Origin of the sequence: Agarivorans sp. DSG3-1 (assembly GCF_046774965.1) — a bacterium.
Classification (GTDB): domain Bacteria; phylum Pseudomonadota; class Gammaproteobacteria; order Enterobacterales; family Celerinatantimonadaceae; genus Agarivorans.
Window position 1 is genome coordinate 842,953 of sequence record NZ_CP177241.1, and the last position, 23,575, is coordinate 866,527.

Genomic DNA, 23,575 nt, shown 5'->3' on the forward strand with positions numbered 1-23,575 from the left:
ATGAGTCGGCTAACTTAGCTCTAAACGTACTTTTTCTAACAAAGACATAGCCAGATCGTTATCGTAATAAGCCGCTTCATTGATAAAAGCGGGATACACGGTTTTGTCCCCTTCATAGCAAATTTCTTCGCCAGTAAAGGTTCTAAAAATAGGGTCGCCGGGATTAATCGGCTGGTAGTCATTATCTTGCACATTGCTGTGTACAGTAGCAATACGTTCACCCTGTTCATCTAGTGGCAGTTTAATGCTGTCGAAATATAAAAAGGCTTCTACAGAGTGAGGGAGTTCAGGTAACTGTTGTTGGTTATGCAAGTCAACAAAATCCAGAATGTGGCCAGTCATGGTTTCCATTTGCTCAAGAATATCTTGGCGCAATACCGATTGCGGCTGCGGGCCCACTTCAATTAATACGCCGCGCCGCCCGCAGCTGGCAAGGAATCGATGATTCGCCAAATCGTCTTCTGGTTCATCTAAAAATACCACCGCTTCCGGCATCAGCATTTTTACATAGGCCGCCAGCTGCAGATCAAAAGGAGTTTGATCCAACAAAATTAGCGTTGGCCCCATGTTTGAGGTGGTATTGTGCAAATCAATCACCAAATCCATGTTTGGATTGGTTTTAGGACCAAGCTGTTGATGCAGCACTTTAGCCCGAGATTGTTCGTAATTAGCTAAAGAAAAATCAGCCAATTCGCTGGCACTAAACTGGCGGTTTAAGTCAGCATCAATATAGCGTTTGTTTTCGCCATAGGCTTTTGGATTAGCAAATACTGTTTCTACACTCAGGCTAGAACGGGCCAATAATTGCGGATGTTGTTGCCATTTCTTCAGCAGATAAATACCGCTAAATTCGTTTCCGTGGGTACCGCCAACAATGGCGATGTTGCTGATTTTAGACAAGCGAAGCATTCCTTTTAAGCGTTGCAAACAGCCTTGAGCTTAAAAGGAAACGCGCCCTGACTCAAGCCAAAGCGCGGGCATTGTTCTTACTCTTCTTGTTCTTGCTTGCTGATGCGGTAAGCTTTAGGTGTTAGCTCTAAATCTTTCTTAAATACCGCGTACATGTATTGCAGTGAAGGATAGCCACATAGCTCGGCGATGTCTGAGGTAGACAGCTCGGTATTACGTAGCAAACTCATGGCTTGTTCTAGCTTGGCGCAGTGAATCTCTTGGTGCACAGAGTGACCAATATCATCCTTAAAACGCTTCTCAAGATTTGAACGTGAGACTTTTACATAGTCCAGCACTTGCTCTACCTTAATACCCTTACAAGCGTTATGACGAATGAAGTGCATTGCTTGAATCACATAAGGGTCTTTTAGTGCTTTGTAATCGGTAGATTGACGTTCAATAACCTGCTCAGGGCCGACCAACTCACGTACTTTACGTAACTCTTGTCCCTGTAATTGGCGGTGCAGTAGCTTAGCGGCTTGGAAGCCAATTTTACGACAGCCCTGCGCCACAGAACTTAAAGAAACACGGCTTAAGTGGCGAGTTAAGTCTTCGTCATCAATACCAATAATTGACACTTTATCGGGAACAATAATGCCTAAATGGTCACACACTTGCAGTAAGTGGCGAGCACGTGCATCAGATACCGCCACAATGCCCACCGGTTTTGGCATTGATTGAATCCAATCGGCTAAACGGTTCATGGCGTATTGCCAAGACTCGGGCGTGGTTTCCATACCACGATAAACGGCACATTCGTAACCATCGCTCGCCACCAGTTGTTGGAAAATAGACTCTCGTTCCATCGCCCAGCGGTTGCCATCATTTGGCGGCATGCCGTAGTAAGCAAAGTATTCCAGCCCTTTGGCTTTTAAATGCTCGTAAGCAGAATTAACCAAGGCGCGGTTATCGGTAGCCACGTAAGGAAAATCAGGGTATTGGTCTGGGTTCTCGTAAGAGCTACCCACGGCCACAACCGGTACTCGCAAACCGGTAAGCGCTTGTTCTATTTCAGGGTCATCGAAATCGGCAATAATGCCGTCGCCAACCCAGTGTTGTAGTTTGCTGATCCTGCAGCGAAAATCTTCTTCCAGAAAAATATCCCAATCACACTGCGAAGCCTGCAAGTAGTCACCGATGCCTTTAATAATTTGGCGGTCGTAGACCTTGTTAGCATTAAACAGCAGAGTAATTTTGAAACGTTTAGCAAACATGTGGGGCTCCTAAAGCACGGTGCCTATCTAGATTTAATTTAATATGTAAAAAAATAACCCTAAGCGCTACTGTGAAAAATCATAATGTGATTATGATCATGCACATTTCAAGCAAAACTGTGAACTCAGACACGTCGTGGAAAAACGCTATCACGCAAGCAATTTTCATAATTGAGTACCGTTTCCGATCCACGGCAGGATGAGGTAACAATTAAACATCTTTGCTGCCAACCAAAACACCTTTAACCAGGCCGAGCAGCCCGCGTCCAATTAAGGAACTACTTATGTATATCGGTATTGATTTAGGCACCTCTGGGGTAAAAGTTGTGCTTCTCGCTGAAAACGGTGACATTTTAAGCCAAGCCAACGCAAGCTTAACGGTATCACGTCCTGCGCCGCTATGGTCTGAGCAAGCGCCGCAAGATTGGTGGCAAGCCACTCAAGATGCAATGACCACCTTAAGCAAGCAGCACTCTTTAGCCCAAGTAAAAGCGATTGGTTTAAGCGGACAAATGCACGGCGCCACCTTATTAGATGCTAAAGGCGAAATTCTACGCCCCGCCATATTATGGAATGACGGCCGCAGCGCCGCTCAGTGTGAAGAAATTGAAGCCGCCGTGCCTAACTCTCGCAAAATAGTTGGCAACTTAATGATGCCTGGTTTTACTGCACCAAAACTACTGTGGATTAAGCAAAACGAACCAGAAATTTTTGCCCAAGTAGACAAAGTATTGCTGCCAAAAGATTACTTACGTTACTTGTTGTCGGGTAACTTCGCCTCAGACATGTCAGATTCTGCCGGTACCATGTGGTTAGACGTTGCCAAACGTGATTGGAGTGAAGAGATATTAGCCGCTACCGGCTTAAGCCGCGCCAATATGCCAGAGCTGTTTGAAGGCAGTGAAGTGACCGGTAACTTAAAACCTGAATTAGCCGAGCGCTGGGGAATGCCAGCAGTACCGCTAGTAGCAGGCGGTGGTGATAACGCTGCAGGTGCAGTAGGCGTGGGCATTACTAAACCTGGCCAAGCAATGTTATCACTAGGTACCTCTGGCGTTTACTTTGCGGTAAGTGACGGCTACCTAAGCAATCCTGAATCAGCGCTACACAGCTTTTGTCATGCCTTACCCAATGCTTGGCACTCTATGTCGGTGATTCTGAGTGCTGCTTCATGTTTAGACTGGGTGGTCAACTTAACCGGTCAAGCAGACGTACCCAGCATGCTAGCCGCTGTAGAAGCCGCACCAGAGAGTGACAACCCAGTATTCTTCTTACCTTACCTATCGGGCGAGCGTACTCCACATAACAACCCTGAAGCCAAGGGTGTGTTCTTTGGTATGACTCACTCCACCGGGCCATTAGATCTATGTCGCGCGGTATTAGAAGGCGTGGCCTTTGCTTTTGCCGACGGCTTAGATGCACTGCATGCTACTGGCTTAAAACCTGATGAAATCACCTTAATTGGTGGTGGTGCACGCAGTCAGTTTTGGCGTCAAATGTTAGCCGATGTATTTGGCCAAAGCGTGAGTTACCGCTTAGGTGGTGAAGTAGGCCCAGCACTTGGAGCAGCACGTTTAGCCCAACTAGGTGTGGCTGAAAGCCCAGATTTAGATGTGATTTGCCCAGTACCAGAATTAGTAGAAGTGCATCAAGTCAATAACCAGCGTAATGCTATGTACAGCAAACGTCGCAAAACGTTCCAAGCACTGTACCCGGCTGTAGCGCCTTTATTTTAACAGTTTATAAAAATGAAAATTAGCCATAGCACTGCTATGGCTAATTTGATCCAGCAGCGGTTAGCACATTCGATAGATCAGCATTTATCGAATGTGGTCACCTTAGCTGAATAAGCGTAGTAATACGGAAGATAAATACTATGGCAAAAAACAACCGCGTAGCATTGTTATTGAACGCGAACATGGCCTACGACCGTGGCATTATTACCGGCATATCATCATTTTTGAAAAATGGTACGCCATGGAATCTGTTTATTGGCGAACAAAACTTGTTCTCAATAGATGACTTTAGTAAATGGCAAGGCGATGGGGTAATAGCTGATTTTGATCACCCGGAAATTCGCGACGCGATCAAATCGCGTAATATTCCAGTAGTTGGTATTTCTAGCAGCGAGATGGTTGCCAATACCATGCAAGACTATCCCGTGGTGATGTCTGACAATAAACAAATCATCAACATGGCGGCGCGCTTTTTAAAAATGCGTCGCTACACCCACTTGGCATTTTGTGGTTACCCCAATCGCCCGTTTAACGATTGGTCGGCAAACCGCGAGCAACTGCTGCGCGACTGGTGTGAACGCAATCAATGCGCCTACAGCCAGTTTAGCGCCAAAGATAATATCGACACTTGGGACAGCGACTTACAGTGTTTATGTGATTGGTTAAGCCGTTTGCCTAAACCGGTGGGCATTATTGCCGCCAACGATGTACGTGCTCGCCAACTTAGTTACGCTTGCCAACTGGCCAACATTAGTATCCCCGAAGATGTATCAATAATGGGCATTGATGACGACGAACTAAACTGTACCTTAAGCTTGCCAACCCTGACTTCGGTTCGCCAAGGTACCCGTGCCATGGGCTACTTAGCCGCCTCTTTGTTACAACCATTAATGGATGGCAAGAACTTAGCTAAACGCCACCATTACGTGCAACCTGAACGGGTTATTGGCCGCGACTCTACCGACTTTTTCCACTTTAAAGACAACTTAGTGCGTGGGGCTTTAAGCCTTATTCGCATTAATCAGGGCAATATCAAAGTCAAACAAATCTTGGCGGAACTGGGCTGTTCACGTGGCGCAATTGATAACAAATTTCATGACGAATTAGGCATGTCATTGCATGCCTATTTGCTCGATAGCCAGCTAAATCTAGCGCTAGAGTTACTGGTAGATACCGAGCAAACCTTAAGTGAAATTGCCAAGGTAGTTGGCTTTAGTAGCCCTCAGTATTTGTCTTGTGCCATTAAGAAACGCTGGAATATGACGCCGGGCATGTTACGCGAGCAGAAGGGTGTAACAAACCGAGAGCTAGCTCCCCTTATTGAGGACGAAGGAGAAATGCTAAAAGAGGCCTAGTTTCATCTACTTGGCATAAATCCTTAGTAACATTTGGTCATCAAAGCCAGTAAATAACTGGCTTTGACACAATTATCACTGGTCACTAATGGCGACATGCAATAGCTAAGTTCGCCTTTGGTGCATCCAACAAATATGGTGAAGATCAAAAAAACATCATAGTGATTATTAAAACTCTGGGGCGAGGCCGCGTTTCTTTTTTCAACAAATCGGCGCACCATGCTGTGGAGTGTGACAAAACCATGAAGCTTGTGCAGTAGATCCACAGAAAACGCCAAATAAAGCGTGATCTAGATCGGGACTGCGAAAATTCAACATTAGCGCTAAAAAAAGCGTAATTGCGCTCAAATGCCAGTCTGGCACTTTAATACGGACATGAAGCTTAGCTTGGTCATTGACCTTCAACCAATAATGAAGGCTCGCCAAACAAGCCGCACATTTTGTTTTAACCACAAGGGTCTATACATCTTATGAGTTCTCTACTTACACAGCTAAAACAATACACCACGGTAGTTGCCGATACTGGCGATTTGGATACCATGCGTAAATTTTCACCAGAAGACGCAACCACTAACCCATCGTTAATTGTTAAGGCTCTAGGTTTGCCTGAGTACTCTAGCTTGCTGAAAGAAGTGGCTGAGTGGGCTAAAACTCAATCAAACGTGCAAGCCGAGCAAATCGAAATGGCTGCCGACAAGCTGGTAGTAACCATTGGTTGTAAAGTGTTGGAATTAGTACCTGGTCGCATTTCTACTGAAGTAGATGCACGTTTATCTTTTGATACCGAAGCCAGCATTACTAAAGCACGCCGTTTAATCGAGCTTTACCAAGCGGCTGGCATTAGCAAAGAGCGCGTATTAATTAAACTTGCCTCTACTTGGCAGGGCATTCGTGCCGCTGAACAGTTAGAGAAAGAAGGCATTAACTGTAACCTAACCTTGTTGTTCTCATTTGCTCAAGCCCGTGCATGTGCTGAAGCAGGTGTATTCTTAATCTCTCCTTTTGTTGGCCGTATTTTAGATTGGTACAAAGCGAACAACGCTGACGCAGATTACGCTGGCGCGAAAGACCCTGGCGTTATCTCTGTATCTGAAATTTACAGCTACTACAAAGACCATGGCTACAACACGGTAGTGATGGGTGCCAGTTTCCGTAACATTGGCGAAATCGTTGAACTAGCCGGTTGTGACCGTTTGACCATCGGTCCTGCGCTACTTGAAGAGTTAGACCAAACTGAAGCGCAACTAGATGTGCGCCTTCAAGATAAAGGTGTTAGCCAAAACCGCCCTGCTCCAATGACCGAAGCAGAGTTCTTTTGGGCACACAACGAAGATGCAATGGCGACAGAGAAACTGGCTGAAGGTATTCGTGCCTTTGCCGTTGACCAAGTGAAATTAGACAAGATGCTAATCGAAGCGCTTGAAGCTTAAGAATTACTTAATATTAGGAAATTAAAGATGACTCACCCTCGTCAACAATATGCAAACGCTATTCGTGCTCTAAGCATGGATGGTGTACAACAAGCTAAATCAGGCCACCCTGGCGCACCGATGGGCATGGCTGACATTGCTGAAGTACTATGGCGCGACCACTTAGCGCATAACCCAAGCAACCCAAGCTGGAGCAACCGCGACCGCTTTATTTTGTCTAACGGTCACGGCTCTATGTTGTTGTACTCGCTACTTCACCTTAGTGGCTACGCATTGCCGATTGAAGAACTAAAGCACTTCCGTCAATTGCATTCTAAAACACCGGGTCACCCAGAATACGGTTACGCACCAGGTGTTGAAACTACCACTGGCCCACTAGGCCAAGGTATTGCTAATGCCGTAGGTATGGCACTAGCAGAGAAAATGCTAGCGGCACAATTCAACCGTGACGATCACGACATTGTTGATCACTTCACCTACGCCTTTATGGGCGACGGTTGTTTAATGGAAGGTATTTCTCACGAAGTATGCTCATTGGCTGGCACCCTAGGTTTAGGCAAGTTGATTGCCTTTTGGGATGACAACGGCATCTCTATTGATGGCCACGTTGAAGGTTGGTTCACCGATGATACACCAGCACGTTTTGAAGCTTACGGCTGGAACGTAATTCGCGATGTTGATGGCCACGATCCTGAACAAATTAACGCAGCAATTGCCGCGGCTAAAGCCGACATCACTAAACCTACGCTAATTTGTACTAAAACCATTATTGGTTTTGGTTCACCAAACAAGTCAGGTTCACATGACTGTCACGGTGCACCATTAGGTGACGAAGAAATTAAAGCAGCACGCGAGTTCTTAAACTGGCCACATGCCGCCTTTGAAATTCCAGCAGATGTTTACCAAGCTTGGGACAACAAAGCCAAAGGTAGCGAGCAAGAAAACACTTGGAACGACAAGTTTGCCGCGTACAAAAAAGCCTATCCAGAGCTAGCTGCTGAATACGCACGTCGCGTAGAAGGCCAGTTACCAGAAAACTGGAAAGCTGAAACTCAAGCTTTATTGCAACGCTTGCAAAACGAGCCAGCAAACATTGCTAGCCGCATGGCGTCTAAAAACACCCTTGATGTAATTGGTAAAATCTTACCTGAATTACTGGGTGGTTCTGCCGACCTTGCACCATCAAACCTAACCTTCCACGCTAGCTCTAAGTCAGTAAGCGCAGAGGATGCCTCAGGTAACTACTTACACTACGGTGTACGTGAGTTTGGTATGTCGGCGATGCAAAATGGTATTGCTTTGCACGGCGGTTTTGTTCCTTACTCAGCCACCTTCTTAATGTTTATGGAATACGCCCGCAACGCAGTACGTATGGCAGCATTAATGAAGCAACGTTCTATTTTTGTTTACACCCACGACTCTATTGGTCTTGGCGAAGATGGTCCTACTCACCAACCGGTTGAGCAAGTGGCTAGCTTACGTTTAACACCCAACATGGAAACATGGCGCCCTTGTGACCAAGTAGAGTCTGCGGCTTCTTGGATTAACGCGGTAGAGCGTAGTGATGGCCCAAGTGCACTTATCTTCTCTCGTCAAAACTTGGCCCAGCAAAAGCGTAGCGGTGAGCAACTAGAATTAATTAACCGTGGGGCTTACGTACTTAAAGACTGTGCTGGCACGCCTGAGCTTATCTTGATTGCGACGGGTTCTGAAGTTGAACTAGCCGTAGACGCAGCTGCTAAGCTGAGCGAGCAAGGTAAACAAGTTCGCGTAGTGTCTATGCCTTGTACCGAACGTTTCGACAAACAAGATGCTGCTTACCGCGAAGCAGTACTGCCAAAAGCTGTTCGTGCTCGTGTAGCGGTTGAAGCACTACAAGCCGACTTCTGGGGCAAATACGTTGGCTTAGATGGCGTAACTGTAGGTATGACGACCTTTGGTGAGTCGGCACCTGCTGGCGAACTATTCAAGTTATTTGGCTTTACCGTAGAAAACGTAGTAGACCAAAGCTTGAGTTTACTAAACAGCTAATTCTACTGTTTATATCTCGACTAAAAGCAACGCTCGTTAGCGTTGCTTTTTTATTTTGTAAAACCGTCACTTAGCTAATCACCCTCCAAGCTCACAAAAACCTTAAATAAGCCCTCAACAACTTTGCCACTCAAGCTATTTGCTAACTACCCTTACCAGTAATATTCACCGTAAATCACTATGATTTGTCCATTTGGGTTCAATGTTGCTGATAAGACTAGTTGCTGTTGCCTTTCTTTTTAGTTATTCGGCCCTTGCCGAAGATCTGCGCTTGGTTTATCCGCATTTTCCACCGTATACGAAACAGCAACAGCCTTTGGCGGCGGGCAATTTTCTTGTAGAGAAAATAATGCAGCAATTGCAGCAGGGTTACAGCACCAAGCAAGTGCCCAACTACAAGCGCGCCTTAAGTGAAGTGCAATATGGCGAGGCCGACGGCTTCTTCTTTGCCTCTCAAAACAGTCAACGTGATAGCGTAGCGGTGTTCTCAAAATCTGTTTTATACAATAACTGGAGCTGGTTTTTCCGTTACGACCGTTACCTAAACCCTTATTCACGCAAGTTTAAAAGCGATGCAAAAGTCGCCTCTATAGAAGGTACAAACACCTTACGATGGCTAAACACCCACCATTACCATGTGGTAGGCAAACAAAGCAACGTAGCTAAACTGGCCATTATGCTGTTTGATTTAGAACGGATAGATGCTGCCTTTATGTCGGCCGACGTATTCAAAAGTAGCGAAGTGCATCCCAACCTTGTGAGGGGGGAATACATTGAAGTAGTGCAACGTTCCGCCCCCTTTGGTATTTACATCTCTAAAGCTTATCTAGAGCAACACCCTGGCTTTATGCAGCGCTTAAATAGTGCCATTGATGTGGTACAAAAAACCTACCTCGACAGCTCTTACACCTTACCGAGCCTAATTCGAGAACCTTAACCCGCAAACCCCTTCATCAATTCACCTTTGATCGCTAAAAATCGATACACCGGCACCATTGCCACCAATAGATGGCATTATGAAATTTCACATTTCGCCAATGTTATGACCCAATCGTTGAAATATCCTAAAAAAGATTCATATAAAACGCGAGATAGCGCACGAAAAGTAAATAGCTGAAAAAAGACCGCATTTTTCATAATTGAGGGAAAGGCCGCTAGGGCTAACAATAAGCTCACAGATGGAGATTGGTTCTCCAATGAAACCGAATTCTTTTTAGGAGTAGTTCCAATGGCTCAATATTTTGACCAGTTTGAAAAAATCGCTTATGAAGGACCAGAGTCCACTAACCCGCTAGCATTTCGTCATTACGATGCTAAAAAAGTGATCCTGGGTAAAACCATGGAAGAGCACTTACGTTTTGGTGCATGTTACTGGCATAACTTCTGCTGGGACGGTTTTGATATCTTTGGTGCTGGCACCTTTGACCGCCCTTGGCAAAAACCAGGTAACGCACTTGAAATGGCGAAAATGAAGGCCGATGTTGCTTTCGATTTCTTCTCAAAAGTTGGTACCCCTTTCTACTCATTCCACGATGTTGACGTAGCGCCACAAGGCAACTCTATTAAAGAGTACGCAGAAAACATGAAGGTGATGATGGACGTACTTGCTCAGAAGCAAGACGAAACCGGCATGAAGCTTTTATGGGGCACAGCCAACGCATTCTCAAATGCACGTTACATGTCTGGCGCTGGCTCTAACCCTAACCCAGAAGTATTTGCTTACGCTGCGAGCCAAATCTTCACCGCAATGAACGCAACCAAAATGCTAGGTGGTGAAAACTACGTATTGTGGGGCGGCCGTGAAGGTTACGAAACACTACTTAATACTGATTTACGCCAAGAGCGCGAGCAGTTAGGTCGCTTGTTCCAAATGGTTGTAGAGCACAAACACAAAATTGGCTTCACTGGCACCATCTTAATTGAGCCTAAGCCAGCTGAGCCTACTAAGCACCAATACGATTACGACACAGCCACTGTTTACGGCTTCTTGAAGCAATTTGGTCTAGAAGACGAAGTGAAAGTAAACATTGAAGTTAACCACGCAACTTTAGCGGGTCACTCTTTCCATCACGAAATTGCTACTGCAATCTCACTAGGCTTATTTGGCTCTATTGACGCCAACCGTGGCGATGCACAACTAGGTTGGGATACAGACCAATTCCCTAACAGTGTTGAAGAGTGGACGCCGGTAATGTACGACATCTTACGTTCTGGTGGTTTCACTACTGGTGGTTTGATGTTTGATACTAAATTACGTCGTCAAAGTATTGATCCAGCTGACTTCTTCCACGGCCACATTGGCGGCATGGACACTTGTGCATTAGCACTTGAGAAAGCAGCAAGCTTGTTAGAAAGCCAAGACATCAGCAGCGTTGTTGCTGAGCGTTACGCTGGTTGGAGCGGTGACTTAGGTAAAGCAATCATGACTGGCGATTACAGCCTAGAGTCTTTAGCCACTCAAGCAATTGCAGACAACATTGACCCTAAACATGTATCTGGTCGCCAAGAAGAACTAGAAAATATTGTTAACAAACATATTTTCAGTAAGTAAAACATAGTATTTTCCTTATAAGTACCAATGTTGCCGACGCTTAGCGTCGGCTTTTTTATGGCTGTTTTTCACTGGATAACCCAGCACCATTAACCCGAGTTAATTCAGGTGCGGTACGTGGATTGTGGAAGGTATAAATACCACAGTGTTTGCAAAAATAGTGGTTCGCTACTTTGGTATTCCATTTATAGAGCGTTAAGTCTTGTTCGCCCTGTAATAAACGAAAGCTATCATCCTCTGCAGTTACCATCACAATGCCTTTACGTTCGCATAAACTGCAATTGCAGCGCACGGCGGAGTCTAAGTTTGTGCTTAGGCTAAATTTCACAGCGCCGCAGTGACAACTTCCTTGATATTGTTTACTCATTGTATTCGCCTTAAGTAAGTTTGTTGCTAATAAAGTACTGCTAAAGGTGATTATAGCTAGCGAGCAATAGGCATTTGCACTACCATTAATAACAATTAACTCACTACGGAGTAGAACATGGATCGTTCACTCAGCGCCAAGCTCAGCGTTTGCTTGTTTTTAGCCTGCGCTAATGAGGGGCTTGCCCAGCAACAGCCACCACAACTTATTTTAGCCACAGACTACCAACAAGGCTTAGATCTGCAGCGCTATTGGGTATGTGAGAAATATGATGGAGTACGAGCCTACTGGGATGGTAAGCAGCTACTCAGCCGCAATGGCCACGTTATTGGGCTCCCAGAATCCATTGCACAACAACTGCCGAATGTGGCTGTAGACGGCGAACTCTGGTTGGGCCGAGGGCAGTTTAGCGCCTTAGTAAGCTTGGTTAAGCAGAAAAACTCTCGTGTAGAACAATGGCAAGATGTGCGCTTTGTGGTGTTTGATTTACCAAATTACCCCGGCCCTTACCAACAGCGTTACCGCCAGTTACAAACCTTAAGCAGCACCAGCGCCTTTATGACGGTACCAAGTTATCGTGCTTACCCTGGGCGACCAAAACTGGAACAAGAACTAGCAAAAATTAGCGCCGAAGGCGGCGAAGGACTCATGCTGCGCGACCCCGAATCTATGTATATACCCAGCCGTAGCAACGCCTTAATTAAATATAAAAGCTATCAAGATGCTGAAGCCGAGGTCGTGGCTTATAGTGGTGGGAAAGGCAAGTACAGTGGTAAATTGGGCGCGTTAGTGGTGCAGGATCAACAAGGTAGAAGATTTAAAATAGGCAGTGGTTTAAGCGACCAGTTACGCTCAAATCCACCACCTATTGGCAGCTTAGTAGAGTATCGTTACAACGGCTTAACTGAGCACGGCAAGCCCCGCTTTGCCCGCTTTGTACGAGTACATCAAACCTTATAGGCTTTATTACTTTAAATGTTTGTTTCTCTCTACATCTACCAAGTAATCGCCCTCTAACCAGTTGCGGCCGATTAGTAGCTTATAGTGCATTTTACTGCGGTCTCTTAGGTTTACATCTACGGTTTTAGCGCGGCCTTGCCATTCCACAGCTAAGGCAACTTTATAGCGAATTTCTAAGCCTTGAGAGTTACGTACCGCGGCTACGTCGGTAATCAAGGCTTTGCCTTGGTGCTTCTCGCCACCTTCATTCTCGGTGGTAAATTGCAAATACTTGCCAATATTTTTACGCATAAGAGGGCGCACTATCGATTTTTGTTCCGCTTCACTGTAGTCGTCTGGATTAATGTTTTCGCCATCTAATACCGTCATGTTTTCCGCATGCATTGAGGTACTTGCTGCACCCGTATCGATTCGCGTTAAAAACGTAAGGTTTGCCTCTACAATACGCACATGCTCTGCGGCACCCACGGTTAGCTTTTCAGCCATTGCACTGCTTGTATAAGTGATGACTAATACTACTGCTAACAGTAAATTCTTTAACACTTCACACCTCTTTATTCTGTTAGTTAAGGCAAACAGCCCATTAATTACATAATGACTGCCGCTTCAGATCGCATACCATAGCACGATTCTCTATAATTTGAGTTAGGCTCAAGGATGAAGAAACAGATGAAACCGCTGGTAGTTTTCCTATTAATTGTTAGCAGCACACTATGTCATGCTAAAACAGTTGAAATACAAAGCTTTGTTTTTCCGCCTTACATTATGGTTAATGACTAGGGAAAGCAGAGGGGATCATTGTATAGCTTATTGAACAAAGTTTTCAGCAGCTCAATGCAGATGCAGACTTTCACATTAGTAACTGGGCCAGAGCGTTCGCCAAGGTAAAAAGCCATCAAAGCCAAGGGCTTATTCCCACCATGCGCACTGCCGATAGAGAAGCATTCTTTTATTACCCAGATACTGCCTTTCTACTCTTAGACCAACACCTGATTACCTTAAACGCTTGGCCAACAGACACTTTCTCTGGTGACTTTGCTGAGTTAGATGATTACCGCATTGGTAAAGTGCGCAATGCGCGTATTTCGCCTCCTTTTGACCAAGCTTTAGCCAAACACACTTTCGACGTAGAGAAACACAATAGCGTAGAGGGTTTGGTAAAATCGCTGTTACGCGGTCGTTTGGATATGATAGCGACCGATAGCCGCCAAGCATTATTAGTGGCAGCGCAAGATGGTCAGCCGAACGGTCTAAAACTGATAGAGCCAGCCTTAGGTCAAGTACCGGTATATTTGGCTTTTAGTAAACAACAAGTAGACCAAGAATTTGTGCTGAAGTTTGATAAACAGCTAAAGCAGCTGCTCGAGCAAGATGCTTTAGCTAAACTGGAAGCTAAATATTTACAATGAGTACTAGCCGAGTACTCGATCCCAGTCTTTCCATACAACCTGATAGCCAGCTTGCTTAACCGCATCGGCCACCACTTCAGGACGACGCTCATCGCTAATTTCAAACTGCTCTAAGGCTTTCTCACTGGTATCGGCATAGCCCCCCGGCTGGGTACTCGAAAAGGCACTCATGCTAGTAATGCCCAATGGGATGGCGTGGTTGCGGAAATGTTCAGATTCCCGAGTAGAGAGTGATAACTCTACATCGGGGTTAAACAAACGGTAAGCACAAATCAACTGCACCAATTGTTTGTCGCTCATTACCGATTTAGGCTGAAAACCACCTTCACATGGGCGCAGACGCGGGAATGAAATAGAAAACTTACTCTTCCAATATTTACGCTCTAAATACTGCAAATGCGCTGCAACATAGAAACAATCACTGCGCCATTCATCCAAACCAATGAGTGCGCCAATGCCCATTTTACGAATGCCAGCATCACCCAAACGCTCGGGCGTAGCCAAGCGGTAATCAAAATCACGCTTTTTACCTTTTGGATGAACCTCGGCATAACGGCGACGATTGTAGGTTTCTTGATAGACCATAACGGCATCTAAACCTAAGCTAATCAACTCCGCGTAATCAGCCTCATCTAAGGGTTGAACTTCCATCGATACATGCGAGAAACGCGCTTTAATCTTAGGCAATACTTGGCGAAAATACTCCATCCCCACTTTGCGCTCAGACTCGCCGGTCACCAGCAGAATATGGTCAAAGCCCAGTTGTTTTATGGCATCCAGCTCGGAGTCTAGCTCCACCATATCTAAGGTAACTCGACGAATTTTGTTACCCATAGAGAAGCCGCAATAATCACATACATTGCTGCACATATTGCTTAAATAAAGCGGTATATAGAATTGTTGAGTTTTACCAAAACGTTGCTGGGTTAAACGCATGCTACGCTGGGCCATTTGTTCCAAATAACCCTCTGCCGCAGGGGAAATAAGCGCCTGAAAGTCATCTAAATCCAGCTTATCTTTCGCCAGCGCACGCTCTACATCAGCAACGGTTTTACTGTTAATATTTAGATGAACGGCTGCGCTATCGTATTGGGCTAATTGCTCGGCAAAACTCATGATATTCTCTATTTACAAGGTATCTAAAAAGGCAGTTAAAGGACTAGATGCCTCGGCGTGGCGAAGCTCAGCGCCCAAACCAGCTAGGTAAGCACTGCGTCCCGCTTCTACGGCTTGAGCGAAAGCTTTCGCCATTGCAACGGGGTCTTTGGCCACCGCCATGGCAGTATTCACTAACACGGCATCAGCACCTAGCTCCATAGCTAAAGCCGCATCTGAGGGCGCTCCAATGCCGGCATCAACCACCACTGGCACATTAGCTTGCTCAATAATAATCTCTAAGAAGTCACGACTACGCAGGCCTTTGTTGGTGCCAATAGGCGCGCCTAATGGCATTACGGCCGCACAGCCCACATCTTCTAAGCGCTTACACAATACCGGGTCTGCGTGTACATAAGGCAACACTACAAAGCCCTGTTCTACCAGTTTTTCTGCGGCAGCTAGTGTTTCAATAGGATCGGGCATTAAGTATTTAGGATCGGGGTGAATCTCCAACTTAAGCCAATTTGTGCCAAGCGCTTCTCGCGCTAGATTAGCAGCAAAAATCGCTTCTTCGGCATTACGGGCACCCGAGGTGTTAGGCAGTAAATTCACTCCGGCCTTTATTAAGGGGGCCAGAATATCGTCTTGCTGATCTTGCGCATCTACACGCTTCATCGCCATGGTAACCAATTGGCTGCCACTGGCTTGAATGCTTTGGCTCATCAACTCAGGCGTCGCAAACTTGCCAGTACCGGTGAATAGCCGGCTGGTAAAACTTTTATCTGCAATCTTTAACACAAGGTTTCTCTCTTATCCGCCAGCAATGGCGCGAAATACTCGTACTTTAGCGTGGTCATTTAATAAGGTATTTGCCCATTCGCTACGGGTCACAATATTGCCGTTTAGCACCACTGCAATCCCTTGAGGATCTTGGTGTTGATGGGCAAGTAGCTGCTCAATGTTAAGCGCTGCGGTGAGCTCGGTAGTTTCACCGTTAAATTCTATCGTTATCATGATTTGTCTCTTTGATTACTACAAACAGGGCAATTAGCGTCGGCATTTACGCTTAAGTGAAACCACTCAAGACTGTGGGCATCAAAGCTGGAAAATCGCCCTACTTGTGCCGATGGAATATCAGTAATTAGCTTAATGGTTTCCAAGGCCTGCAAGCTACCAATGGTACCAACCACAGGCCCCAGAATGCCGGCATTGCTGCAGTTCAGCTGCTGCTCACTGGCGTTAGGAAACAAGCAGTGATAGCAGCCTTGTTCAGCTTTGCGAAAATCAAACACCATCAACTGACCATCAAAGGCAACCGCTGCCCCACTTACTAGCGGAACCTTAGCCTCAATACAGGCTTGGTTTACTGCGTAACGCGTAGCAATGTTATCGCTGCAATCCAGTACCACATCGGCTTGAGCCACTTCCATCGCCAGCAACATGGCGTCCATTTTTCGATTTACGCTGCGAATTTGAATATTTGAATTCAATGCCTGTAAATGCTGCTTGGCCGACTCAACCTTCGGTTGTTTAATATCATCTTCGCGATATAGCACTTGGCGCTGAAGATTAGAGCTATCGACCTCATCAAAATCAGCCAATACCAATCGGCCAATGCCAGCCGCGGCTAAGTACAAGCTAGCCGGTGCGCCTAAACCGCCCATACCAATCACCAATACTTGCGCATGTTTCAGCTTTAGCTGCCCAGCCTCACCAAGATCTTTTAATAATAAATGACGGCTATAACGCAAACATTCATCGTCACTTAAGGCTTGGTCACTGTGCTGGTATTGGCTCATGGTTTGGCTTACTCGCTAATTGGCTGCTGATTGATTCACAATGGCTTCAAGCTCGGCGACCGCAGCAGCTGGATCAGCGGCTTCAGTTATGGCTCTTACCACGGCCACACTGCCCACACCACATTGCCAGACTTGTTTAGCGCGAACTAAATCAATACCGCCAATCGCTACCAAAGGATAATCGTGCATTAAATCGGCGTAGCGACTTAACTTCGCCAAACCTTGTGGCTTAGACGGCATGTCCTTGGTAGTAGTAGGGAAAATGTGTCCAAGTGCAATATAACTTGGTTGCAGCTGGCTAGCACGTAGCAATTCAAAATAACCATGGGTACTAATGCCTAAACGTAAACCGGCTGCCGCAATGTTCTGCAAATTGGCCACTTCTAAATCTTCTTGGCCTAAGTGCACGCCATAAGCGCCATGTTTTACCGCAAGCTGCCAATAGTCATTAATAAACAAACGCGCTTGATGCTGATGGCCAAGTTCGATAGCACGAATAACATCGGCTTCTACGTCGGCATCGGTTTTATCTTTGATTCTTAACTGCAGGGTTTTAACGCCCATATTAAGCAAGCGCTCTATCCACTCCACACTGTCTACCACAGGGTAAACACCCAACTTAGTGGTACCGCAAGGTGCAAACGGAACTGCTTCCGGCCAAGACTCGCTAAGGCCAAACTGCTGTCCTAGGGCAGTTTGCGCCGACTCCACTCGAGGAAAATGCTCACGCAAAGTTGGCCAACCAAGGTGGGCTAAGTTACCTCTACCCACCACTTGTTTTAAACCTTGATAAACATAAGCTTTGGCTAATACCAAGGCATCTTCCATAGCAAAGTCATGCGCTAAAGCAGACGCTAAAGCGGAAGCAAGCGTACAGCCAGTACCATGGGTATGTGGCGCATCAATCATCTGGCTCGACAAGACGATTTCTCGCTGGCCATCGCTAAAGTAGTCTAAGGCAATATTTGGCGTTAACGCTAAATGTCCGCCCTTCGCCCATACCGCTTTTACACCCTGTTTCAGTAACTTAGCACAGGCCTGTTTTAAGGCAGAAACGCTGTTTAACTCAATATCACTTAAGCTAGCAAGCTCGGTGGCGTTAGGTGTAAGTACATCGGTTTGCGCCAACAACGCAGGCAAGGCTTGCATTAGATCGTCTAAAGCTAGGCTCGCGCCAGAACTAGCCACCAATACCGGATCACACACCACCAAGGGCGGCTCAGCCCAAGTGGCTTTGTAAGTGGCCAGTTTATCGGCCACTACTCTTACCAACTCGGCACTGCCTAACATGCCAATTTTAATCACTTTGGCAGGGTTAGTGGCCGCTAAAGCATCTAACTGCGCGGCTAACAACTCAGGCGATGAGGGCTGAATAGCCGTCACCCCTTCGATGTTTTGCGCAGTAATCGCGGTCACCGCCGTAGCACACTCTACTTGAAAGTCGTGTGCCGTTAGCAAATCAGCTTGTAAGCCTGCTCCCGCACAACTGTCGCTACCCGCGATAGTCCAAATTTGCGGGCGCAAGTTGTCGCTTAAAGGCAACTTAGACTTCATCGCTGGTCTCAGCACGTAGTGGCGAGTGGTAAATCTCGGCACCTTTGTCTCTGAATTCAGCCGATTTTTCTGCCATACCGTCGGCAACAAAGCCTAAGTCAGCCAAAGGCTCGTCAAGTAGCTTAACTTCTAGCTCGTTGGCGTAATCGCGTACCTCTTGCGAAATTTTCATTGAGCAGAACTTAGGCCCACACATTGAACAGAAATGCGCGACTTTAGCCGATTCTTGCGGTAAGGCTTCGTCGTGGTAAGCGCGAGCGGTGTCTGGGTCTAAGGCTAAGTTAAATTGGTCTTCCCAACGGAATTCAAAACGTGCCTTGCTCATGGCGTTATCACGAATTTGCGCGCCAGCATGGCCTTTGGCCAAATCAGCAGCATGAGCAGCAATTTTGTAGGTAATCATGCCTTGTTTTACGTCTTCTTTGTTTGGTAAACCTAAGTGTTCTTTAGGGGTTACGTAACACAACATGGCACAACCAAACCAACCGATCATCGCGGCACCAATGCCTGATGAGAAGTGGTCATAGCCGGGAGAAATATCGGTAATGAGTGGGCCAAGCGTATAGAACGGTGCTTCATGACACTCTTCTAACTGCTTTTCCATGTTCTCTTTAATCAATTGCATTGGCACATGGCCAGGGCCTTCAATGATCACTTGAACATCGTATTCCCAAGCTACTTTCGTTAGCTCACCTAAGGTTTCTAACTCGGCAAATTGAGCTTCGTCGTTGGCGTCAGCAATCGAGCCAGGACGCATACCATCGCCTAAAGAAAGTGATACATCGTAAGCGGCACAAATTTCACAAATCTCACGGAATCGCTCATACAAAAAACTTTCTTTATGATGGGCTAAACACCACTTGGCCATGATCGAGCCACCGCGAGAAACAATGCCAGTAACACGCTTGGCGGTCATTGGCACGTAACGCAGCAATACACCGGCATGAATGGTGAAGTAGTCCACCCCCTGTTCGGCTTGTTCGATTAACGTATCGCGGTACACTTCCCAAGTCAGGTCTTCAGCAACGCCGTTTACTTTCTCCAAAGCTTGGTAAATCGGTACGGTACCAATTGGCACTGGTGAGTTACGAATGACCCATTCACGGGTTTCGTGAATATAACGACCAGTGGATAAATCCATCACGGTATCGGCGCCCCAACGACTGGCCCATACCAGTTTTTCAACTTCTTCCTCAATTGAAGAGGTCACTGCCGAGTTACCAATATTGGCATTTACTTTAACCAAGAAGTTACGGCCAATAATCATCGGTTCGGCTTCTGCGTGGTTAATGTTAGAAGGGATGATCGCGCGGCCACGGGCCACTTCGTCACGCACAAACTCGCCAGTGATGTGTTCTGGTAATGACGCTCCAAACGAGTGACCTTTTTGCTGTTCTGCTAATAAGTCTTTACGAATTTTATCGCGGCCCATGTTTTCACGGATAGCAATGTATTCCATTTCTGGCGTAACAATGCCTTGGCGAGCGTAATGCAGCTGGGTCACTGTTTTACCCAATTTGGCTTTACGTGGGGTGGGTAAGCTTTCAAAGCGGATATGCTCTAAGCCTTCATCAGCTAAACGCTGCTGGGAGAAGTTAGAACTCAGACCGGTGAGTTCTTCAGTATCGCCACGCTCTTCAATCCAGGCTTTGCGCAATTGTGGCAGGCCTTTATGTACGTCTAATTCAGCATTTTCATCGGTGTAGATACCAGAGGTATCGTAAACACGTACTGGCTCATTTGGCTCAAGTTTTGGTTCGGTTTTGGTGCCGCCAACCAAGCTATCGGCCAAGTTAATTTGGCGCATCGCTACTTGGATATCGTCACGACTTCCCTGAACATAGATTTTTTCTGAATTTGGAAAAGGTTGGCCTTGCAGATTATTAATATATTGTTCTGCTGCAGCTCGAGTTTCGCGTCTTGACATGACTGGCCTCTAAATAAAAAATTTAAGAATGAGGCTTGTCGGATGTAGGAAAAGTAACCCAGTGTTAAACAGTGTCTAATACACCTAAAATAACAGAAGGAAGCGGTTACTCATCTTGTTCCCTGCGCAGGCATTATCCTGATCAAGTTATACGGATCCCACACAACAGTAGCAACGCTACAAGTGGTCTCAGCCTTTCGGCACTCCGACAAGAGAGCCGAGTATAGGGCTGAAAAAACCAAACCACAATAGCGATATCAAGAAAGGCAATAACGAAATTCGCTGTTTTATTAAAAAGCTACTAACAAATAGCTAACACAACATAAGCGGTAATTGATTGAATAACTTAGAAGAAACTCTGTGGGATATTGAGCACGTCGCCTGCCGAGACTTTGTCTTCCAAGCTGACTCTTTGGCGTTGTTCTGGGCTAGCCTTTTCAGCTTGAATGGTAATTTTACTTTTCCCAGCACGCTCGGTAAAACCACCCGCCAGAGTTATTGCACGATTCACGGTTAAACCTGGCTGATAGGGGTAAGCACCAGGGCGAGCAACTTCGCCGTTAATGAAAAATGGCCGGTATTCCACCATGGTTACTTGTACCATTGGGTCCACCAAGTAATCACCTTTTAAGCCATTTTGAATGTGTAATTGCAATTGGTTAACGGTGAGCCCACGGACTTCAATCTCACCCAGAAAGGGATAGCGAATAAAGCCGTCGTTGGCTAAACGCGTTTCCATATTTAGCTCTGGTTCACCATATACGCTCACCCTAAAACTATCTCCCGCAGCTAAGCGGTAATCGTCATTTGCATCGACTGAGGCAGAAAAACATAGCACGCTGGCTAGCATATAAAGCCAGTTCTGAACGCGTACTATGAGTTTTTGCATGGTATTCCCTTGGCTATAAGCTCAGTCTCAATTTAAGACTGGTTACTTGCTTATCATAGGTAACGGCCTCAAGCGTAGAATCTTTATCTCTCCATAGCTGCCACAGAGAAATTTCTAGCCAGCGACGAAATTGATAACTCACGCCAATTCTACCTTCGTAGATTTTATCTTGGCGAGTAATACCAACATAATCATTATTGTCGTAAGCCACGGTAAAGTAAGTAGCAAGGCGTTCTTGCCAATAGTGTTCCCAATCCAAATTGATATTGGTATTGTCGATCACATCGCCATCTTGCTCTGGCGCTTTGGCTTGACGTCCGCCTTCCAAACTAAAGGTTGAATAACTACGAGGTGACCAATCGGCCGCTATCGACCAACTTAAATCACTAAAGTCCTCGCGTTCACCTTCTTTAAACTGGCGTTGCTGCCAACCTACTTTAACCCGACCTTTGGTTTTACCTGTTACAGCCCAATCGCCACCAGCGTAGGCAAGTAGGTCGTTAAAGTCACGATTAGCGGTATTCGCTTCGGTGGTTTTGTAATCGCTTTGCGCCGCTTTAAGTTCTGCCAGCAAACGTGTGGCCGACGATACTCGGTAAAAGAACCGAGCGCTACCGTCAAGCAAATTACGGTCGCGATACTGAGTGGTTTCTCGAAAGTTTTGATAATCTAACCGACGAGCATTTGCCTCAAACTCCAACTGAGCAGTGGCACTTTTTACGCCATACCCGTACAAACCATGTAACCAATGCAAGTTGTATTGCACCGGTTCGTCAATCGCGTTGCCTAAACCAGAAGAGATCCCCTCACCACGTTGTTCGTGATTACGACGAAAATCGTAACGTAAATCTGCACGATGCCGCGCCGAGAAATCCCATTGACCATTTAACCGTAAATGATGGTCTACAAAGTTATCTTCTGAGCTATCAAAGTACTCACCCCATACCAGTCGGTAAGCGGCATAATAAGCACTTTTATCTTGTTCAGAAATGGCAGCAATCGCCGGAGATACAATGGTTCCCCAAGACGATATTTGATCTTTATTACTGTTGGTTAGGTTGCTGTCGTATAAACCCAAAACTTCTACGCTGGGTACAACACCTACTCCGTCTGCACTATACCACTTAGCAGGTTGCATGGCGGCCAAACTTTGGCCTGCAATTGCTAGGGTTGGCAGCAAGATGATCCCTATCTTGCGCATCAATAATCCTCCAAAACATATAAGGCTACCTTAGCAAAGGCAGAGGACTAGGCTCAATGCTTTTTGTAAGCCAAGTGCTGAATAAGTGTGAATATGATGTATCTTGGAGTAATAAGCCTTAAAATTGGATCTGCAAACCGATGCTAAATAATAGCGCCACCACAAAGCTCAGCTTAGCGGTAGCCTGCAGCTGTTGATCGAGAATGTGATGCTGGTAATGAGTAAACACGGTGTTGGCTACCTTTACTAAGGCTAAGCCCGGCAATGCAAATAACCACGCTAAACTGCTAGGCGCCTGCCAAGCCACAAAGACAGCCAGCAACAACAAGGCAGAAAATACCAACAGCAAATGATAATAACGGGCTTTGGTTTCCCCTAAACGTACAGCTAAAGTCAACTTCCCCGCTTGCTGATCTGGTTTAAAATCTCGTAGGTTATTAATATTGAGCACTGCCGTGGCCAGTAATCCGTTAGCAGTGGCCACCAATACTACCGCAAGATTGATCGATTGAGTGTGTAGGTAATAACAGCCCAATACACCTAATAAACCAAAGAACAGAAATACACTAATGTCACCAAAGCCTCGATAACCGTAAGGCCTTGCCCCCATGGTATAAGCCATTGCCGCCACAATGGCTAAGCCTCCCAAGCTAATAAAGCCTAACCAAGCTTGTAAGTTAGCACCCAAACTAACGGCTAACAGGGCTAAACCACTGCCTATCGACAGCAGCGCCACAACCACAATGGCGCGTAGCATTTGCTGCTTAGTGAGCAAACCCGCTTGAATTGCTCGCTTTGGCCCCACCCGAGAATCATCATCTAGCCCTTTTACGGCATCGCCATAATCATTGGCCAAGTTAGATAGAATTTGCAGTAACAAAGCGGTGACCAGTGCCAAGCCAAGTACAGCCGCACTAAATTGCTGCTGCGAAAACGCCAGCGCAGAACCTAAAATAATCGACGCACTTGCCAAGGGAAGGGTCCGTAAACGCGCCGCATGAAGCCATGATTTCAAAGTAATATTCAACATTAATATAAGAACTTAGCGTCTATTATTGCTCAGCATCAAGGCTGAGCCAAATCTGACTATGATGTTGTAACAA

General features: G+C 46.1%; 21 protein-coding genes and 1 riboswitch. Of the genes, 8 read left to right on the plus strand and 13 right to left on the minus strand.

Annotation, left to right across the window (positions count from 1 at the left end; genetic code table 11):
- Nucleotides 1-9: 9 nt before the first annotated feature.
- Nucleotides 10-900: an aspartoacylase gene (locus ACLD71_RS03950; protein ID WP_411993105.1), complete on the minus strand. Its 891-nt coding sequence runs from the start codon at nucleotides 898-900 to the stop codon at nucleotides 10-12.
- An 86-nt stretch (nucleotides 901-986) separates the two neighbouring features.
- Nucleotides 987-2,165 carry a XylR family transcriptional regulator gene (locus ACLD71_RS03955; protein ID WP_137674086.1) on the minus strand — a complete coding sequence of 393 codons (1,179 nt, stop codon included), beginning with the start codon at nucleotides 2,163-2,165 and terminating at the stop codon, nucleotides 987-989.
- A 284-nt stretch (nucleotides 2,166-2,449) separates the two neighbouring features.
- On the opposite strand from ACLD71_RS03955, the gene xylB reads away from it, so the two are divergent.
- The 6 genes from xylB (at nucleotide 2,450) to xylA (ending at nucleotide 11,268) form a co-directional block, all read left to right on the plus strand.
- The gene (gene xylB / locus ACLD71_RS03960; RefSeq protein ID WP_411993107.1) at nucleotides 2,450-3,901 is read left to right on the plus strand and encodes a xylulokinase; all 1,452 of its coding nucleotides are present in this window, start codon (nucleotides 2,450-2,452) and stop codon (nucleotides 3,899-3,901) included.
- Between the two features lie 140 nt (nucleotides 3,902-4,041).
- The gene (locus ACLD71_RS03965; protein ID WP_411993109.1) at nucleotides 4,042-5,256 is read left to right on the plus strand and encodes a XylR family transcriptional regulator; all 1,215 of its coding nucleotides are present in this window, start codon (nucleotides 4,042-4,044) and stop codon (nucleotides 5,254-5,256) included.
- Between the two features lie 470 nt (nucleotides 5,257-5,726).
- Nucleotides 5,727-6,686 carry a transaldolase gene (gene tal / locus ACLD71_RS03970; protein ID WP_137674089.1) on the plus strand — a complete coding sequence of 320 codons (960 nt, stop codon included), beginning with the start codon at nucleotides 5,727-5,729 and terminating at the stop codon, nucleotides 6,684-6,686.
- Between the two features lie 27 nt (nucleotides 6,687-6,713).
- The gene (gene tkt, locus ACLD71_RS03975; protein ID WP_411993111.1) at nucleotides 6,714-8,717 is read left to right on the plus strand and encodes a transketolase; all 2,004 of its coding nucleotides are present in this window, start codon (nucleotides 6,714-6,716) and stop codon (nucleotides 8,715-8,717) included.
- Between the two features lie 202 nt (nucleotides 8,718-8,919).
- Nucleotides 8,920-9,654: a hypothetical protein gene (locus tag ACLD71_RS03980; RefSeq protein WP_411993113.1), complete on the plus strand. Its 735-nt coding sequence runs from the start codon at nucleotides 8,920-8,922 to the stop codon at nucleotides 9,652-9,654.
- Between the two features lie 291 nt (nucleotides 9,655-9,945).
- A complete protein-coding gene (gene xylA / locus ACLD71_RS03985; protein ID WP_411993115.1) occupies nucleotides 9,946-11,268 on the plus strand; it encodes a xylose isomerase in 1,323 nt (440 codons plus the stop codon).
- A 55-nt stretch (nucleotides 11,269-11,323) separates the two neighbouring features.
- Here the strand turns inward: xylA and ACLD71_RS03990 are convergent, their stop codons facing one another.
- Entirely contained in the window at nucleotides 11,324-11,635 is a 312-nt protein-coding gene (locus ACLD71_RS03990; protein WP_411993117.1) for a GFA family protein, read from the minus strand.
- A gap of 117 nt (nucleotides 11,636-11,752) precedes the next feature.
- On the opposite strand from ACLD71_RS03990, the gene ACLD71_RS03995 reads away from it, so the two are divergent.
- Entirely contained in the window at nucleotides 11,753-12,595 is an 843-nt protein-coding gene (locus tag ACLD71_RS03995; RefSeq protein WP_411993119.1) for a DNA ligase, read from the plus strand.
- A 6-nt stretch (nucleotides 12,596-12,601) separates the two neighbouring features.
- Here ACLD71_RS03995 and ACLD71_RS04000 read toward each other — a convergent pair whose 3' ends face one another.
- A complete protein-coding gene (locus ACLD71_RS04000) occupies nucleotides 12,602-13,138 on the minus strand; it encodes a RimK/LysX family protein (RefSeq protein ID WP_201798756.1) in 537 nt (178 codons plus the stop codon).
- A gap of 377 nt (nucleotides 13,139-13,515) precedes the next feature.
- On the opposite strand from ACLD71_RS04000, the gene ACLD71_RS04005 reads away from it, so the two are divergent.
- On the plus strand, nucleotides 13,516-14,004 hold the full coding sequence (locus ACLD71_RS04005) for a substrate-binding periplasmic protein (protein ID WP_411993121.1): 489 nt from the start codon (nucleotides 13,516-13,518) through the stop codon (nucleotides 14,002-14,004).
- Between the two features lie 3 nt (nucleotides 14,005-14,007).
- On the opposite strand, the gene thiH is transcribed toward ACLD71_RS04005, so the two are convergent.
- The 9 genes from thiH to ACLD71_RS04050 form a co-directional block, all read right to left on the minus strand.
- Nucleotides 14,008-15,120: a 2-iminoacetate synthase ThiH gene (thiH, locus tag ACLD71_RS04010; protein ID WP_137674096.1), complete on the minus strand. Its 1,113-nt coding sequence runs from the start codon at nucleotides 15,118-15,120 to the stop codon at nucleotides 14,008-14,010.
- A 12-nt stretch (nucleotides 15,121-15,132) separates the two neighbouring features.
- A complete protein-coding gene (locus ACLD71_RS04015; protein ID WP_411993123.1) occupies nucleotides 15,133-15,900 on the minus strand; it encodes a thiazole synthase in 768 nt (255 codons plus the stop codon).
- 12 nt (nucleotides 15,901-15,912) lie between these two features.
- Nucleotides 15,913-16,116, minus strand: coding sequence for a sulfur carrier protein ThiS (gene thiS / locus ACLD71_RS04020; RefSeq protein WP_411993125.1), 204 nt, complete (start codon nucleotides 16,114-16,116; stop codon nucleotides 15,913-15,915).
- Nucleotides 16,113-16,901 carry a HesA/MoeB/ThiF family protein gene (locus tag ACLD71_RS04025; protein WP_411993127.1) on the minus strand — a complete coding sequence of 263 codons (789 nt, stop codon included), beginning with the start codon at nucleotides 16,899-16,901 and terminating at the stop codon, nucleotides 16,113-16,115. Before ACLD71_RS04025 ends, thiS begins: the two co-directional genes overlap by 4 nt.
- A gap of 15 nt (nucleotides 16,902-16,916) precedes the next feature.
- Complete coding sequence (gene thiE, locus ACLD71_RS04030; protein WP_411993129.1) at nucleotides 16,917-18,455, minus strand: thiamine phosphate synthase; 1,539 nt, start codon at nucleotides 18,453-18,455, stop codon at nucleotides 16,917-16,919.
- Entirely contained in the window at nucleotides 18,445-20,382 is a 1,938-nt protein-coding gene (gene thiC, locus ACLD71_RS04035) for a phosphomethylpyrimidine synthase ThiC (protein WP_411993130.1), read from the minus strand. Before thiC ends, thiE begins: the two co-directional genes overlap by 11 nt.
- A gap of 102 nt (nucleotides 20,383-20,484) precedes the next feature.
- A riboswitch (TPP riboswitch) is annotated at nucleotides 20,485-20,600 on the minus strand.
- Nucleotides 20,601-20,728: 128 nt separating this feature from the next.
- Entirely contained in the window at nucleotides 20,729-21,271 is a 543-nt protein-coding gene (locus tag ACLD71_RS04040; RefSeq protein ID WP_411993132.1) for a polysaccharide biosynthesis/export family protein, read from the minus strand.
- 13 nt (nucleotides 21,272-21,284) lie between these two features.
- Complete coding sequence (locus ACLD71_RS04045) at nucleotides 21,285-22,472, minus strand: outer membrane beta-barrel protein (protein ID WP_137674103.1); 1,188 nt, start codon at nucleotides 22,470-22,472, stop codon at nucleotides 21,285-21,287.
- Between the two features lie 118 nt (nucleotides 22,473-22,590).
- Complete coding sequence (locus tag ACLD71_RS04050) at nucleotides 22,591-23,502, minus strand: 1,4-dihydroxy-2-naphthoate polyprenyltransferase (RefSeq protein ID WP_411993134.1); 912 nt, start codon at nucleotides 23,500-23,502, stop codon at nucleotides 22,591-22,593.
- Nucleotides 23,503-23,575: the final 73 nt, after the last annotated feature.